This window comes from Dactylosporangium darangshiense, assembly GCF_039537565.1.
In the GTDB taxonomy this organism is placed as follows: domain Bacteria; phylum Actinomycetota; class Actinomycetes; order Mycobacteriales; family Micromonosporaceae; genus Dactylosporangium; species Dactylosporangium darangshiense.
This window is the reverse complement of record NZ_BAABAT010000020.1, coordinates 88,294-104,417: the sequence shown is the minus strand read 5'-3', so window position 1 is coordinate 104,417 and position 16,124 is coordinate 88,294. Positions and strand designations below refer to the sequence as shown.

Sequence of the window (16,124 nt, the reverse complement as noted above, 5' to 3'; positions counted from 1 at the left end):
ACGCGCTGCCTAACGCTCGTTCGTCGCCGACGCCGCCGGGAGTGACCATGTAGACGACGTGGTGGCGTTCACCCTTACAACTGTGGCCGCCATATGGCGGCCACAACTGTCCTAGATCTTGCACCCATATCTTGCCGAACTCTTGAGGCCTCCTGAGCCTGCCGTTACGCCACGTCGCGCTTGCGTGTGATGAGCGTGCCGATGCCCCCGAGCACCACCGCGTAGCCGATCATGACCACGACGCCGATCCAGCGTGGCGGCAGGTGGACGTCGCCCAGTTGGTTCTGCAGCGTGCCGACGATGTGCCAGGAGGCGAGCGACGGGATGTACACCGCCGCCTCCATGACCCAGTCCTCCTTGATCAGGTACTCGTGGATCACGGCCAGGGCGGCCAGCGCCGCGTAGGTGCCGACGGTGTACAGCACCGCGGCGGTGATCGTCGCGCCGATCTGGCTGCGCAGGAGCACCCCGATGCCGATGCCGAAGATCGCCCACAGCATGTACAGCAGCAGGTTGAGCAGTATCGCCTGTTGCGCCGTCCAGTGCCCGAGGCTGCTCGAGTAGCCCAGGTCGGCGAAGAAGATCGCGCCGACGACGATGTCGATGGCGGTGGCGACCAGCCAGAACCCGAATGCCATAGCGGCGCCGGTGATCAGCTTGGCGACGATGACCTTGGTTCGCTTCGGCGTCGCCAGGAACGTGGCCGTAGCCGTCTGGTGGTAGAACTCGTTCGTGATCAGCAGGATCGCCAGCAGCATCACCAGCAGCAGCCCGAAGAACTGCCCCGACGTGTAGATGTTGGCCGCCTTCAGGGCGAGCCCGGCGGCGGTCCGCCCGGCGGCGATCCGGTCGCGCTCGGCCTGCTGATCGGCCAGGATCTGGTCCTGCTGCTCCTGCGGCAGCCCGGACGGCGGCGGGCTGTTGAGGTACTCGGGCGTCTGCAGCTCCTGGTGCGCCTGCGCCGTGTTGATCAGCAGCGCGAGGCCGATGAACGCCAGCGAGCAGAGCAGGAAGATCCACCACATGTTCGTGGTGCGCAGCTTGATCAGTTCTGCGCGGATGAGCCGGATCATCGGATGCCCGCCCCTTCCTTGGTCAGTTCGAGGAACACGTGCTCGAGGTCGGGGCGCTCGGCGACGAGCTCGTGCAGCTCGACACCGGCTTGCAGGGCGAGCTTGCCGACGGCCGGAGCGTCCAGCCCGGTGATCATGTGCGAGCCGTTGCCGTTGGGGTTGATGGCGCCGCCGGCCTCGCGGACCGCGGCCACCAGCTCCTGGATGTTCGGCGTGCGCACGCGCACCGAGGCCTGCGCCGAGTTCTGCCCGATGATCTGCTCGACCGGCCCCTGCGTGATGAGCTTGCCGGCGGCGATGATCACGACGTCGTCGGCGAGGATCTCCATCTCCGACAGCAGGTGGCTGGAGACCAGCACGGTGCGGCCCTGCTGGGCCAGGCCCTGCAGCAGCCCGCGCATCCAGCGGATGCCCTCGGGGTCCAGGCCGTTGGCCGGCTCGTCCAGGACCAGCACCTGCGGGTCGCCGAGCAGGGCCTGTGCGATGCCCAGGCGCTGCTTCATGCCCAGCGAGTAGCCGCGGAACTTGCGCTTGGCCGCCGGGGTCAGGCCGACCAGTTCCAGTACCTCGTCGACGCGCGACATCGGAAAACCGCCCGCGGCCGCGACGCAGCGCAGGTGGTTGCGGGCCGAGCGGCCCTTGTGCGCGGCCGACGCCTCCAGGATCGCCCCGACCAGGCGCAGCGGGTCGTGCGCGTCGGCGTAGCGCTGCCCGCCGATCGTCGCGGTGCCCGCGGTCGGGGTGACCAGGTTGAGCATCATGCGCAGGGTGGTGGTCTTGCCGGCGCCGTTCGGACCGAGGAAGCCGGTTACGCGCCCCGGTTCGACCACGAACGACAAATTGTCGACGGCTCTGACGCTGCGATACTGCTTCGTCAGGCCGGAGACGACGATCTGCCCGCTGGACAACGCGCCGCTCCCTCCATGTGGGGACTGGGTGAAGCCGTCAATATGGCATGGCCGGACAAGCCCGTCGTCCCCGCCCCGCACGTCTCAGGGGAATTTCCGGGTTTCGCTTCGTCGCGGGGGACCGGTTACGGGCGGTCGGCCACTCGTATGACGTGCTTGAGCCCCGACCAGGTTGGATCGATGGCGCAAACCTTGACGTCGACGCGCCCGTTGGCCAGGGCATACTCGCGAACCTCGTGCTCGTCGAGGTCCGTGGCCACCCCCGAGGATCGCTTCGGCCACGCCACCCACAGCGAACCGGCCGGCGGGGTCAGCCGATGCAGGACCGGCCACCGGCGGCGAAGGCGGGCACGATTGGGACAGAAGAGCACGATGACGTCGTACATCCCGGGCACCAGCCGCCGGTGCAGCACCACGTCGGCCGGGAGGTCCGCCAGCTCGAATCCCGGCGGCGCGCCGTCGAGCAGGACGCGATGTCCCGCCATGACACCGAGCTTCTTGGGTAACGGTGTGCCTGAATATCCCGCCATGCCTGACCACGGTAACCACAGTTCACCCGCGCGCCATCAGGGAAACCTGTGAGCGTCAGCCATCCGCAGGGGTCGACGCTTACACCGAACGCATGACGATTCTCGCCGTCGCCGCCGGCCCGCAAGACCTGGGCGACTTGCAGCGTTACACCCTGCTGGTGGCCACCGACGGCGCCCAGGTTCGGGCCGCACAACGGCTCCGCCACGAGGTCTTCGCCGGAGAGCTGGGCGCCACCCTGCACAGCACCGAGTCCGGCCTCGACGTCGACGCCTTCGACGAGTACTGCGACCACCTGATCATCCGCGAGGAGCTCACCGGCGAGGTCGTCGGCACCTACCGGATGCTCCCGCCGGACCGGGCGGCCGCGGCCGGCGGGCTGTACGCGGACACCGAGTTCGACCTGTCGGGCCTCTCCCAGCTGCGCGACGGCCTGGTGGAGACCGGCCGCTCCTGCGTGCACCCCGACCACCGCAGCGGCGCCGTGATCAACCTGATGTGGGCCGGCATCGCCCGCTACATGCACCTGCACGGCCACCGCTGGCTCGGCGGCTGCGCTTCGGTCCCGCTGGCCGACGGCGGCGTCACGGCCGCGGGCGTGTGGGACCTGGCCCAGCGCAAGCACCTGGTGCCGTCGGCGTGGCGCGTGCGCCCCCGCAACCCTTGGACGAGCGAGGTCGAGCCTGCCGCCAAGGTAAACGTCCCGGCGCTGCTCAAGGGCTACCTGCGCCTCGGCGCCTGGGTGGGCGGCGCGCCGGCACACGACCCCGACTTCGACTGCGCGGACTTCTACGTGCTGCTGTCGCTGGACCGGGTCAACCCGCGGTACATGCGTCATTTCCTCGGACAGGAGTGAGCTCCATGGCTGTCATGGACAGCCTCTGGCTGCCCCGCTCGACCTGCGGCACCGACTGCCTGCCGGAGCCGACCGCCCGCGTCGTGCCGCGCCTGATCGTGCTCAAGCGCATCGTCGTCACCGGCGCCGTGCTGCTGTTCGCCGCCCTCTCGGTCCCCGTCCTGGCCCTGCTGCCCCAGCGCCAGCTGGTCCACGCCCAGCGGGGCCTGGCCCGCGCCGTCCTGGCCGGCCTCGGCATCAAGCACTCGGCGAGCGGCCGGATCCCGCAGAGCGGCGCACTGCTCGTGGCCAACCACGTCTCGTGGCTGGACGTGATCGTGATCCTCGCTCACGCCCCGGCCCGCCTGCTCGCCAAGCGCGAGGTCCGCGCCTGGCCCCTCATCGGCCGCTTGGCCGCCACGCTGGGCACCGTCTTCGTCGACCGCTCCCGCCCGAAGACCCTGCCGGCCACGGTCGCCGAGGTGAGCCGCAACATCGCCGCCGGCGGCGTGGTGGCGGTCTTCCCGGAGGGCACCACGTGGTGCGGCCGCATGGGCGGCACCTTCCGCCCCGCGATGTTCCAGGCCGCCGTCGACGCCGGCGTGCCGGTCGTCCCCGTCCGCCTCACGTTCGCCCAGGCCGGCGTGGTGTCGACGGTGGCCGCCTTCATCGGCGACGAGACCTTGCTGGTCTCCCTGAAGCGCGTCCTGGCGGCGCGGGACCTGTCGATCAGCTTGCGCGCGCACCCCAAGCTGCACCCGGCCCCTTGCGACCGCCAGACGCACCCGCGCCGGGTTTTGGCTCGGGCGGCGTCGGCGGTAGTGGCCACCTGACTGTCCCTCTCTCCCGCGATTCGCTCATATAGCTCGGAATCCGATAAGTCCGGCGCTGGCGCGCCAGACTTATCGGATTTAAAGGTCGTCAGGCGAAAAGTCCGAAAAGTCGTGGCACGGAGTGCCCGACTTTTCGTAGAGCGCGCGGATTCGTCCGACGAGACGCGAGTGTGTCGCGAAGGACAGTCGCGATGTATCGCGTCTTGCGATACATTCCTCGTACGGGAGCGAGCGAGGAGTGCGCGATGACCGCGTGGACGATTGATGAGCCGCAGAGGCTCGGCTTCGAGCAGGAAGTTACCGACCTGAGTGTGTCGCTGGTGTCGGGGCGAATCAACGTTGTGGGGGCGGACGGGCCGGCGCGGCTCGAGGTGACGTCCATCGGGGACCAGCCCGTCAACGTCACGCTCGAAGGGGGGCGGCTCTCGATCGAGCACGAGTTTCCCAAAGGCTGGCCCGGGTTTCTGTGGTGGCTGTTCGGGTCGCGGTACAAGGTCGACATCTCCGTCGTCGTGCCCGTCGAGGCCGCCGTGCGGCTGCATGTCGCGTCCGGGTCCGTCATCGCGTCCTCGCTGCGCAACGGGGCCGACGTCAACGTCACCAGCGGGCGGATCACGCTGCTGGGGATCGACGGGCGGGTCACCGGCAAGATCGTGTCGGGGTCGATCGAAGGGCTCACGCTCGGGGGAGAGGTCGACCTCGAGACGGTGTCCGGGGAAATCGTGGTCGCGGACTCCACGGCGGGGGTCGTGAGTGCGCGTACCATCTCCGGCTCCGTGACCTGCGACCTCGACAATCCGCCCGCGGGCACCGAGGTGCACCTCGACACGGTGTCGGGGGAGATCACGGCCCGGGTGCGCGAGGACAGCGACCTGCGGGTCAGCCTCAACGCGATCTCCGGGCACGTCGTGAACGCGTTTCCCGAGCTCGAGCAGCACAGCAAGAACACAGTGACCGGGCGGCTCGGGACGGGGACCGGCGGGCGGCTGGCCGCCAACGCGACATCTGGCACGATCTCGTTGTTGCGGCGGCCAGTCGACGACGAGGAACTCGGTGACGAGGAAGCAGTGGAAGCATGAGCGCGGTTTTCAGTCACGGGCGCCTGAGGTTGTACCTGCTGAAGCTGCTCAACGAGGGCCCGCGACACGGCTACGAGCTGATCCGGCTCCTCGAGAACCGCTTCCATGGGCTCTACGCGCCGTCGGCCGGCACGATCTACCCGCGGCTGCAGCGCATGGAGGCCGACGGGCTCATCACGCACACGGCTGAAGGCGGGCGCAAGGTCTACGAGATCACCCCGGCGGGGTTCGACGAGCTGCAGCGGCGCGCCGGCGAGATCGAGTCGCTCGAGAACGACATCAACGCCTCCCTCGCCGACCTCTCGACGCTGGCCGACGAGGTCGAGCAGGGTGTGCGCGGCTCGGTGCGCGACCTCAAGCGGGAGCTCAAGGAGGCCAGCCGCCAGGTGCGCAGCGGCACGCCGCCGCCGGGGCCGGGGTCGTTCGGCTGGGGGTACCCGCCGCGACCGGGCGCCGCGAGCACCCGGCCGCCGCAGCCGCCCTCCGACGCGGTGCGTGAGCTGGAGGAGAAGGCCGCCCAGTTGCTCTCCGAGGTGCGGCGCCTGGCGCGCACCGGGCGGGCGAGCCAGGAGACGATGCGCGCGACGCTCGTCGTGTTGGACGGTGCGATCGACCAGGTGAGACGCTTGCTGAGGTAGAGCTTTGGTCGCCCAGGAACTTCCCAGGCAACAACCAGCCCTACTCCAGCGGAGGGCGGAAAGATATGCGCATGGGGGTACGAGGCGGCGTCGCACAATCCGGGGGTGCATCGTCGCCAGGCGTGGCGCAGGCTGAGGCGAGGCTGCTCGTGGTCGAGGACGACCCGAATATCCGCGAGCTCCTCTCCGCCAGCCTGCGCTTTGCCGGTTTTGCGGTTGACGCGGTGACCACCGGCAGCGAGGCGGTCACCGCGGCCCGCGAGAGCAAGCCCGATCTGGTCGTGCTCGACGTGATGCTGCCCGACCTCGACGGGTTCGAGGTGATCCGGCGGCTGCGCGAGGGCGGCGTCCGGCTCCCCGTGGTCTTCCTGACCGCGCGCGACGGCACCGAGGACAAGGTCCGCGGCCTCACGCTCGGCGGCGACGACTACGTGACGAAGCCGTTCAGCCTCGAGGAGCTCACCGCCCGCATCCGGGCCGTCCTGCGGCGCACCGCGGGCGACCCCGGGCCCAACCGGCTGGTCTTCCACGACCTGGAGCTGGACGAGGAGACGCACGAGGTGAGCCGGGCCGGGCAGACGATCGCCCTGTCCCCGACGGAGTTCAAGCTCCTGCGGTACCTCATGCTGAACGCCGGCCGCGTCCTGTCGAAGGCGCAGATCCTGGACTTCGTCTGGAACTACGACTTCCGCGGCGATGACAGCATCGTGGAGTCCTACATCTCCTACCTGCGACGCAAGGTCGACATCGCCGAGCCGCGGCTGATCCACACCCTGCGCGGCGTGGGCTACGTCCTGCGCCTGCCCGTCTGACCGGGGCCGTCGTGCGGTTCATCGCCGACGTGCCGCTGCGGGTCAAGCTCGTCGCCGCGGTGCTCACGCTCGTCACCATGGCGCTGCTCGTCATCGGCGTCGCCAGCGCGCTCGTCATGCGCAGCTCGATGATCGACAAGGTCGACAACCAGCTGCGCGCGCTCTCCACCACGGTCAGCGCCGAGCGGGTGGCGCGGATGACGACGCAGCAGACCGACATGACGATGCCCAGCAACTACATGTACTTCTACTGGGCCCGCGACGACGACGGCTCCGTGCACCCGATGCCGGTCGGTGTGTCGCCCCAGAACGCCCCGCCCCTGCCATCCGACGCGCAGCAGGTGCTGGACCGGCTCAACGAGCCCTACACGGTTCGCGCAGCCGGCACGCACGAGCGCTGGCGGGTGCTCATCACCCAGCCGTCCAACGGCGGCGGGGCCGTCGGCGTGGCCGAGAACCTCTCGATGGTCGACAGCGCCGTCGACGAGCTCGTCGCCGCGGAGCTGTTCATCGGCGCGGGCGTGCTCGTCGTCATCGCCGCCGTCGGCGTCACGATCGTGCGGACCAGCCTGCAGCCGCTGCGCGAGATCGAGCGCACCGCCGCGGCCATCGCGGCCGGCGACCTGACCAGGCGCGTGCCCGAGAGCCCGCCCGAGACCGAGATGGGGCACCTCGCCGCCGCGCTGAACGTCATGCTCGGGCAGATCGAAGGGGCGTTCCGTGTCCGGGAGGCCTCCGAGGACCGGATGCGCCAGTTCATCGCCGACGCCTCGCACGAGCTGCGCACGCCGCTGACCACGATCCGGGGCTTCGCCGAGCTGTACCGCCAGGGCGCCGCCCGCGAGCCCGAGGACACATCCGCGCTGCTGCGCCGCATCGAGGACGAGGCGTCCCGGATGGGCCTGCTCGTCGAGGACCTGCTGCTGCTCGCCCGGTTGGACCAGGAGCGCCCGCTCAGCCTCGCCGACATGGACCTGCGCGTGATCGCCACCGACGCCGCGTCGGCGGCCCGCGCGGTCGCGCCCGAACGCGAGATCGACCTGGAGATCGAGCGCGACGAGCCGATCGAGGTCAACGGCGACGAGGCCCGGCTGCGGCAGGTGGTCGGCAACCTGGTGACCAACGCGCTCACGCACACCCCCGCCGGTACTCCTATTGAGCTTCGGCTGCGTCGTGACGGTACCGACGCGTTGATCGAGGTGGTGGACCACGGACCGGGACTGACCGACGAGCAGGCGGCCCGCGTGTTCGAACGGTTCTACCGGGTAGACAAGGCGCGGACCCGGCGGCAGGCCGGCGGCGCGCACAGCGGCAGCGGGCTGGGCCTTGCGATCGTCGCGGCGCTGGTCGCGGTGCACGGCGGCACGGTGTCGGTCTTCGTCACCCCGGGTGGTGGAGCCACCTTCCAGGTTCGCCTTCCCCTCACAGCCGCTTCCCAGGCCGCTCCCGGTGGTCCGCAAGCTGCCATCGGCAAGCTCAAGGCATGAGCGAACAGCAGGGATGGGTGCCGGAGCCGGCCGCGGAACACCAGCAGCACATGCCGTCCAACCACGTGCCGCCGCACGTGCCCCACATGCAGCACCCGCCGCAGTGGTACCCCCCAGCGTCACCCTTCGTGACGCCGGTCACCGCCGTCCCGGCACCGCTGCAGCGCCGGAGCCTCGGCAAGAGCGTCGCCGCCGTGGTCGCCGCCGTCGCGCTCTCCGTCGTGTCGGCGGTCGGCGGCGGGTACGCGGCGCTGGAGCTCCGCCCGGCCGCGACCGCCAGCGACACGGTGATCAGCGCGCAGAACTCCAGCTCGCAGTCCGGCTCCGCCAACCTGGCCAACGTCGCACAGGCGGTCCTGCCGAGCGTCGTGTCGATCAACACCGGCTCCGCCGTCGGCTCCGGCGTGATCATCACCCAGGACGGCGCCATCCTCACCAACAACCACGTCGTCGCGACCGCCCGCGGCACGACGGTCCAGATCAGCTTCTCCGACGGCAAGTCCGCGCAGGCCCAGATCGTGGGCACCGACGAGACCTCCGACCTGGCCGTAGTCAAGATCGTCGGTGGCGGCAGCTACACGCCGCTCGCCTTCGCCGACAGCTCCGCCGTACACGTCGGCGACACCGTCCTCGCGGTCGGCAGCCCGCTGGGCCTGGAGGCCTCCGTGACCTCCGGCATCGTCAGCGCCCTGAACCGCACCATCGACGAGGGCGCGGACAACCGCTCCGCCGCCACGAAGATCCCCGGCGCCATCCAGACCGACGCTGCGATCAACCCCGGCAACTCCGGCGGCGCGCTCGTCAACACGTCGGGGCAGCTCATCGGCATCAACACCGCGATCGCCACGTCGGGCTCGACGGCCGGCAGCATCGGCGTGGGCTTCGCGATCTCGAGCAACACCGCAAAGACCGTGGCGCAGCAGCTGCTGGGCTGACCACGGCACCGAGGCTGGTTTCCCCTCCCAAAAGAGAGGCGGCGCACCTGGCGGGGTGCGCCGCCTTTCTGCGCTCGCCTGGCGGGCGTGCCGCCTTTCTGCGCCCGCCTCCTGGTCAGTCGGCCCAGCCGAACGAGCGCTCGACCGCCCGCAGCCAGAGAGCGTGGCCGCGATCGCGCGCGTCCGCCGACATCGACGGCTCCCAGCGCTTGTCGATGTGCCACTTCTCGCGCAAGGTCTCGGTGTCGGGCCAGAAGCCGACCGCCAGGCCCGCGGCGTAGGCGGCGCCAAGGGCCGTGGTCTCCGCGACCGTCGGGCGGACCACCGGCACGTCCAGCACGTCGGCCTGGAAGCCCATCAGCAGGTCGCTCGCGGTCATGCCGCCGTCGACCTTGAGGGTCTCCAGGGGTACCGCCGACTCGGCCATCATGGCGTCGACCACGTCCTTGACCTGCCACGCCGTCGCCTCCAAGGCCGCGCGGGCGAGGTGGCCCTTGGTGACGTAACCCGTGAGGCCGGTGATGACGCCGCGGGCGTCCGGGCGCCAGTGCGGGGCGAACAGGCCGGCGAACGCGGGCACGATGTAGCAGCCGCCGTTGTCCGAGACGGTCGCGGCGAGGTCGTTGATCTCGGGTGCGGAGGAGATCAGGCCGAGGTTGTCGCGCAGCCACTGCACGAGCGAGCCGGTGATCGCGATGGAGCCCTCCAGCGCGTACACCGGGTCCGCCGAGCCGATGCGGTAGCCGACCGTGGTGAGCAGGCCCCGCTCGCTGGCCACGGGGCGGGTGCCGGTGTTGAGGAGCAGGAACGAGCCGGTGCCGTACGTGCACTTGGCCTCGCCGGGCGCGAAGCACGTCTGGCCGAACAGGGCCGCCTGCTGGTCGCCGAGGGCCGAGGCGACGGGCACGCCGTGCAGCATGGTCTTCGCCTCGCCGTAGACGAACGACGACGAGCCGATCTCGGGGAGCATGACGCGCGGGATGCCGAAGGCGGCGAGCAGGTCGTCGTCCCAGTCCAGCGTGGTGAGGTTCATGAGCATGGTGCGGCTGGCGTTGGTCACGTCGGTGACGTGCCGGCCGGTGAGCTTCTCGATGAGCCACGTGTCGACGGTGCCGAAGCGGATCTCCCCGGCCTCGGCCCGGGCGCGCAGGCCGGGGACGTTGTCGAGCAGCCAGACCACCTTCGGGGCGGCGAAGTAGGTCGCCAGGGGCAGGCCGCAGCGGTCGCGGAAGCGGTCGGGGCCGGCGTCGCCGGCGAGGGCGCGGATGACGCCGTCGGTGCGCGTGTCCTGCCAGACGATGGCGGGGTGCACCGGCTCGCCGGTGCGGGCGTCCCACAGGATGGTCGTTTCACGCTGGTTGGTGATCCCGATGGCGGCGACGTCCGCGCGGGAGAGCCCGGCCTGGTCCAGCGCGCGGGTCGAGACCGCCTGGACGTTGTGCCAGATCTCGACCGGGTCGTGCTCGACCCAGCCCGGACGGGGGAAGCTCTGGTGGTGTTCGCGCTGGTCAAGCGCCACGATGGCGCCGTCGGCGTCGAACACGATCGCACGGGTGGAGGTCGTGCCCTGGTCGATGGCGAGGATGTACACGCTGCCATCTTCGCCGAAGCATTGTCACGTTCGGGACGCAACCTTCCGGCGGACCGCAAACGCGCCTAGAGTCCGTGGCCGGAACCGTGTCCGAACAGGAGCGACAGTGGCCGTCATCGAGACGCGCATCAGTGTCTGGGAGGCCCTTGCCGGGCGCGCCCCGGGTGTACCGCTAGGCCCGTCCGACGTCGGACTGTGGCACGCGGTGACCGACCGGCTCAACCCCGCCCGCGCCCGCCCGCTGCTGCGCGACGGCGTCGAGGCGGTCACGCTGACGTCGGCCCGCGGCGTCGAGTACGTGATGCTGCGCTCGCCCGACGCCGGCGAGTCGAGCTACCTGCGGCTCACGCCGGAGGAGTTCCGCCTCGCGCAGTTCATGGACGGCAGCCGCACCGTGGCGCGGCTCGTGGCCGAGTTCGCGCGGATCTCCGGTCGGCTCGCGCCGGACCAGGTGACCCGGATCGTCGCCGACCTCGCCGGCAACCGCATGCTCGCCGAACTGCCCGTGGACGCGTTCCACCGGCTCCAGCGGGTCCACCGCCGCCCGTGGCCGATCCGGCTGGGCAAGGCGATCGTCGCGACCGCGCAGGGCCGCCGGGTGGTACTCGCGAAGGTCGACCCGGTCGTCACGTTCCTCTACAAGGCGGGCGGGCGGCTGTTCTTCACCCGCGTGTTCGCCGTGCTCGCCGGGCTCGTAGCGCTGGCCGGGCTGGGCGTGTTCGTGTGGAACTGGTTCCGCGCCGACCAGTCCGTGTTCCTCACCAACGACTCCTACTTCGCCGGCGCCCTCGTGCTGCTCGGCCTCAACGTGCTGGCGCTGGGCTGCCACGAGCTCGGGCACGCGCTGGGCGCCAAGCATGCCGGGCGGCGCGTGCCCGTTGCGGGCTTTTTGGTGTACTTCGGGATCCCATCCGTCTTCGTGGACACCACGGACGTGTGGATGGCCGGCCGGCGCGCCCGGATCGTGACCACCGTCGCCGGCCCGGCCACCGGCCTGATCCTCGCCGGCGCCTGCCAGATCCTGGGCGTGTTCTTCCCCGAGCTGCAGCCGTGGACGTTCAAGCTGGCCTTCGCGTGGTACCTCAACGCGCTGTTCAACCTGAACCCGTTCATGGCGCTCGACGGGTACTACCTGCTCATGGACTGGCTGGAGGTGCCCAACCTGCGGGCGCGCGGCCTGGCCTGGGTCATCGCGCGGCTGCGCCGCCGGCCGCCACGCTTCGCCGACCTCGACCGCGAGGGGCGCCTCGTCGCGCTCTACGGCATGCTCGCCGTCATCTGGCTCGCGATCGCCATCAACCTCATGTATCGCGTGTACACCGACCGCGTCGCCGGCGTCGTGACCGGCCTGTGGAACGCGGGCTGGCTCGGGCGGATCCTGCTCGTCGTGGTCTGCGCCGGGTTGCTGGCGCCCCTGGTGTACCTCTTCTTCGGCTGGCTGCGCCGGCGCGGGCGGCGACTGCGCGACCGCCTCGGCGAGCGCAAGCTGGTGCGCGACGAGCCGCGCCGGTTCGCCGCGCTGAGCGCCTCCGCGCTGTCGAACCTGCCGCCCGAGGCCCTCGCCAGGCTCGCCGAGCACGCCCGCTGGGTGCACCCGCGCACGGGCGAGCAGCTCGTCTTCGCAGGCGCCGCGCAGCAGTCGGTGTACGTGGTCGTCGACGGCGCCCTGGAGGCCCGCCGCCCCGGCGACCCGACCGGCAGCGTGCGCGAGCGCGTCGGCCGCGGCGGCGTCGTGGGCCTGGCCAACGCGCTGACCGGCGCCCCCGCGGCGCTGGGCTGGACGACCGCCGGCACCACGCTGCTCGCGATACCGTCCTCGTCGGTCTCATCGGCCGTCGGGCCGCTGCCCGGCCCGCCGCCGGTGGAGTGGGCCGAGCTCGAGACGCTGGTCGCCGAGACGCCGGCCCTGCAGAACCTCGGCCCCGAGGACCGCCTCGGCCTGCTGACCCGCGCCCGCCCGATGCACCTCGGCCCCGGCCAGCCGGTCGTGCTGCGCACCGGCAACGACGCGCTCGTGGTCGAGTCGGGCTCGCTGCAGCTGCCCGAGGGCGTCGAGCTGCACCGCGGCTCGATGATCGGCCCGTACGGCGACGGCTCGCCCGGCCAGGTCGCCACCGCCCGCACGCCCGCCCGCGCCTGGCTGCTGCCCGCGGTCGGCGGCCTGCCGCTGCTGCTGGGCCGCCAGGCCGAAGCGACGCCGTCGGGCGGGCGCCGCCCGATGTCGGGCGCGCACCCGCCGTCGAACTACCCGCCGCTCGCCGCACCGCCCGGCCCGCCGCCGCCCGGCGACGACAGCGTCGACCGCCGCTTCGAGCGCAAGCTGTGGTGGCTGCTGGTCCTGCTGCTGCTCTTCGCGCTCTTCCTGACCGGCGCCAACCTGTTCACCGGCCCGGTGTGGGCCGAGATGCCGACGGACAGCGCGCTGGTCACCGTCACCCGCGGCGGCGCGACGGTCCGCGTCAACGGCAGCGACCGGCCGCTGGCGCGCAACGAGAAGCTGTACGTCCAGCAGGGCGACTCGGTCCGGGTCAACGCCAAGTCCACCGCGACCCTGACGTTCCGCGGCGGCAGCGCGACGGTCCTGTGCGCCGGCGCCGACGTGAAGATCGGCGACCTGGTCAGCGGCCAGCAGACCCCGATCGAGCCGAACGCCGCCCTGGTGCTGGACGACGGCCGCCTCCTGGTCGACACGACGAGCACCACCACGGCGTTCAAGCCGCTGCGCCTGACCATCGGCGACGTGCGCAACGAGGGCGCGGCCCGCTTCGCGCTGTCCGCCGGCGACGACCCAGAGGTCGGCCGCGGCGTCGTCAAGCTCAACGGCGAGGTCGTCGAGCCGTTCAACCAGGCCGACCTCACCTGCGGCGACGGCGTGGCCCTGCCGAAGCCGGGCGGCACCCCGACGGTGGCGCCGTCCCCGACGGACACCCCGTCGGAGTCCCCGAGCCCGAGCGACTCCCCATCCACCTCGGCCTCCACGTCCCCGTCGGCGGGGGCCACCCCGACGAAGACGACGGCGGGCCCGACGAAGACGACGGCGCGCCCCACCACCGGCGCCCCGACGACCTCTCCGCCCCCGCCGCCCGACACGACCGCGCCCACCGTCACGGTTCGCGCCGCGCCGAACGACATCTACCGCACCTATGGCGGAAGCGCCTGCTACTTCGGGACGCCGTCGTCGACGCCGACGACGTCGAGCGTGACGATCGTGGGCTCGGACAACGCCGGCGCCACGGGCCTCACGATCCGATCGCTGACCTATACGTTGGACGGGTCGACACAGACCCTCAAGTATTCCGGCAGCAACGGAAAATGGTCGGCCGCCCTCGGGCCATTCCCGGGGCAGGGCAACGCCGGCACGATCACGATCAGCGCCGTGATCGCCGACGCGGCGGGCAACGTTTCCAGGGCGGGCAGCGCTTCCGTGCACATCAACGACTGCACCATCATTGGCTGACGAGGAGAGACCGTGCTTTGTTGGTTCTGCGCCAAGGCGGCGCGGGGGTCGTGCCGGTTCTGCGGGCGTGGGCTGTGTGAGGACCACGCGAAGTTCGGCCCCTACCTGCTGGAGGTGCACCGCTCGCAGCGCCGCGGCCGAGCCGAGGGGCTCGTCGTGGAGGACGCGGTGCAGTGCGGGACCTGCCGGCCGCGGCCGCAGCCGATCCCGATGCCCGAACTCGACTGATCCGTCATTGCTCGACCGATTCACCAACTGGGGGATGCGATGTCCGACTTCGACGAGGTACTCGAGCGGCTGCTCGGCGACCCGGCCTTCAAGGCGCAGCTGGCCGCGGACCCGCAGGGGGCCCTGGCCGGGTACCGGCTGACGCCCGACGAACTGGACATCCTGCGGTCGCAGGTCGGTGACGCCGGCGGGCAGACGCACGTCGAGCAGCGCACGAGCAAGGCCAGCATGTTCGGGGTGTTCTCCGCGATCGGCTCCGGCCTCGACGACGTGCTGCACGGCCATGGCCACGGGTTCGCCGGGCACGACGTCGGCGGCGCGCAGGCCGGCCGGGGCATGCACGACGCCGTGGAGCAGTACGGCGGCGGCCGGCACGCGGCGCCCGAGCCGGCCGGCTCCGGCCCGATCGGGCGGCACCTCGACGACGTGGTGCACGGTGGGCAGCACGCCTCCTCGGGGCACGAGGAGGTGCACACGGAGAGCCACCACGAGTCCTCCCACACCGAGTACCACAGCGAGGTCCGCTCGTCCGGCACCGTGTACCAGGCGAGCACCTACGCCGGTGCGACCGGCGGCACGCCGATCGAGCCGCCCGCCGCGGACACGCCGTTCCAGCCGCCCGCCGGCATCGGCGGGGAGAGCGTCGCGCGCGGGCTCGCCGGCTTCACCGGGCCGACGGCCGAGCAGCCCGGCCTCGGCGGCGGGCTCGCCGGGCTGGCGCAGCAGGCGACGCAGTACGGCGCGGGGCAGTCCGGGCTGGGGCAGGCGGGGCACGGCGCGGGTATCGCCGGCGGCCTCGAAGGGCTCGCGCAGCAGGCCGGGCACGCGCAGGTGCCGGGGCAGGCGCCCACCGACGGCTACCACACGCGCGTGGACTGGGACGGCGACGGCCGGTGGGACCAGCACACGTACGTCAACCGGGCCGACGGCGGCGTCGACATCGTGGTCGACACGGACGGCGACGGGCGCGCCGAGTTCATCGGGCACGACACCGACCGCGACGGGCTGATCAACTCCTCGGAGATCGACACCAACCACGACGGGGTCATGGACGCCCGCTACGAGGACGTCAACGGCGACGGCTGGCTCGACCGCCGCACGCGGTAGGGCTGCGCCTCGACGCGTCCGCGACCACCCCGGCGGGCGGTCGCGGCGCATCCAGGTGCTGTGGTCGGGCCCCGACGGCCACCCCTGCAACGACTTCGGCGTGGCCTGGTCGAGCCTCTGGTGGCCGAGGCCGTAAATCGCTTGGCACGTTTCGGGGAGCAGGGTCGCGCGTAACGAACCTACCGTTGCAGAGGTACCTCACCAGAGGGGCCGAAGAAGACCGGGAGCAGGTTATGAGCGACTTTGACCTCGACTGGGGCATGGAGCACGATCTCCACGTCGACCATGACGGCGGAGTCGACCATGTCCTGGCGGACGACCACCACCAGTACGACCAGCACGACCAGCACGACTATGCGGACAACGGCGACCTGCACGACGTGCCCGACCTCGGGGAGATCGACCACCAGCACGACGAGCCGCTGGGCTTCGACGAGCCGGACCTGGAGGTTCCCGAGTGGCAGCTGGACACGGACTTCCTGGACAGTGGCCACTACGACCTGGTAGGGGCCGACCCGGACGAGCACGACATGTGGTCGCAGTTCATGACGGACATGCACGAAGAGGTCAACCCGTACGCGGCCAGCTGAGGCCGATCCGATAATCCGGCCGG

General features: G+C 71.3%; 15 protein-coding genes. 11 read left to right on the top strand and 4 right to left on the bottom strand.

The genetic code is table 11. The features are described 5' to 3' along the window. Window positions 1–164: 164 nt before the first annotated feature. The 3 genes from ABD901_RS31510 to ABD901_RS31500 all read right to left on the bottom strand — a co-directional run bounded on the left by ABD901_RS31510 (window position 165) and on the right by ABD901_RS31500 (window position 2,511). On the bottom strand, window positions 165–1,073 hold the full coding sequence (locus tag ABD901_RS31510) for an ABC transporter permease subunit (RefSeq protein ID WP_345132180.1): 909 nt from the start codon (window positions 1,071–1,073) through the stop codon (window positions 165–167). Continuing rightward, complete coding sequence (locus tag ABD901_RS31505; protein ID WP_345132178.1) at window positions 1,070–1,981, bottom strand: ABC transporter ATP-binding protein; 912 nt, start codon at window positions 1,979–1,981, stop codon at window positions 1,070–1,072. Before ABD901_RS31505 ends, ABD901_RS31510 begins: the two co-directional genes overlap by 4 nt. Before the next feature lie 125 nt (window positions 1,982–2,106). After that, complete coding sequence (locus tag ABD901_RS31500; protein WP_345132176.1) at window positions 2,107–2,511, bottom strand: DUF3052 domain-containing protein; 405 nt, start codon at window positions 2,509–2,511, stop codon at window positions 2,107–2,109. A gap of 92 nt (window positions 2,512–2,603) precedes the next feature. On the opposite strand from ABD901_RS31500, the gene ABD901_RS31495 reads away from it, so the two are divergent. The 7 genes from ABD901_RS31495 (at window position 2,604) to ABD901_RS31465 (ending at window position 9,128) form a co-directional block, all read left to right on the top strand. Beyond that, a complete protein-coding gene (locus ABD901_RS31495; RefSeq protein ID WP_345132174.1) occupies window positions 2,604–3,365 on the top strand; it encodes a GNAT family N-acetyltransferase in 762 nt (253 codons plus the stop codon). A gap of 5 nt (window positions 3,366–3,370) precedes the next feature. Further along, complete coding sequence (locus ABD901_RS31490) at window positions 3,371–4,177, top strand: lysophospholipid acyltransferase family protein (RefSeq protein WP_345132172.1); 807 nt, start codon at window positions 3,371–3,373, stop codon at window positions 4,175–4,177. Between the two features lie 245 nt (window positions 4,178–4,422). Further along, window positions 4,423–5,256 (top strand): DUF4097 family beta strand repeat-containing protein, encoded by an 834-nt coding sequence (locus tag ABD901_RS31485; protein ID WP_345132170.1) that lies wholly within the window; start codon window positions 4,423–4,425, stop codon window positions 5,254–5,256. Continuing rightward, window positions 5,253–5,894: a PadR family transcriptional regulator gene (locus ABD901_RS31480; RefSeq protein WP_345132168.1), complete on the top strand. Its 642-nt coding sequence runs from the start codon at window positions 5,253–5,255 to the stop codon at window positions 5,892–5,894. The genes ABD901_RS31485 and ABD901_RS31480 overlap by 4 nt, the downstream gene beginning before the upstream one ends. A gap of 122 nt (window positions 5,895–6,016) precedes the next feature. Next, on the top strand, window positions 6,017–6,706 hold the full coding sequence (locus ABD901_RS31475) for a response regulator transcription factor (RefSeq protein WP_344613221.1): 690 nt from the start codon (window positions 6,017–6,019) through the stop codon (window positions 6,704–6,706). Window positions 6,707–6,717: 11 nt separating this feature from the next. After that, entirely contained in the window at window positions 6,718–8,193 is a 1,476-nt protein-coding gene (locus ABD901_RS31470) for a sensor histidine kinase (protein WP_345132166.1), read from the top strand. Continuing rightward, window positions 8,190–9,128, top strand: a complete 939-nt coding sequence (locus ABD901_RS31465; protein ID WP_345132163.1) for a S1C family serine protease — start codon at window positions 8,190–8,192, stop codon at window positions 9,126–9,128. The genes ABD901_RS31470 and ABD901_RS31465 overlap by 4 nt, the downstream gene beginning before the upstream one ends. Window positions 9,129–9,243: 115 nt before the next feature. On the opposite strand, the gene glpK is transcribed toward ABD901_RS31465, so the two are convergent. After that, on the bottom strand, window positions 9,244–10,719 hold the full coding sequence (glpK, locus tag ABD901_RS31460) for a glycerol kinase GlpK (RefSeq protein ID WP_345132162.1): 1,476 nt from the start codon (window positions 10,717–10,719) through the stop codon (window positions 9,244–9,246). 106 nt (window positions 10,720–10,825) lie between these two features. Between glpK and ABD901_RS31455 the strand changes: the two genes are divergently transcribed. The 4 genes from ABD901_RS31455 (at window position 10,826) to ABD901_RS31440 (ending at window position 16,101) form a co-directional block, all read left to right on the top strand. Beyond that, window positions 10,826–14,176, top strand: coding sequence for a cyclic nucleotide-binding protein (locus ABD901_RS31455; protein ID WP_345132161.1), 3,351 nt, complete (start codon window positions 10,826–10,828; stop codon window positions 14,174–14,176). Window positions 14,177–14,188: 12 nt separating this feature from the next. Then, entirely contained in the window at window positions 14,189–14,404 is a 216-nt protein-coding gene (locus tag ABD901_RS31450) for a hypothetical protein (RefSeq protein WP_345132159.1), read from the top strand. Between the two features lie 39 nt (window positions 14,405–14,443). Continuing rightward, window positions 14,444–15,511: a hypothetical protein gene (locus ABD901_RS31445; RefSeq protein ID WP_345132157.1), complete on the top strand. Its 1,068-nt coding sequence runs from the start codon at window positions 14,444–14,446 to the stop codon at window positions 15,509–15,511. A 233-nt stretch (window positions 15,512–15,744) separates the two neighbouring features. Continuing rightward, window positions 15,745–16,101, top strand: coding sequence for a hypothetical protein (locus tag ABD901_RS31440; protein WP_345132155.1), 357 nt, complete (start codon window positions 15,745–15,747; stop codon window positions 16,099–16,101). Window positions 16,102–16,124 lie beyond the last annotated feature (23 nt).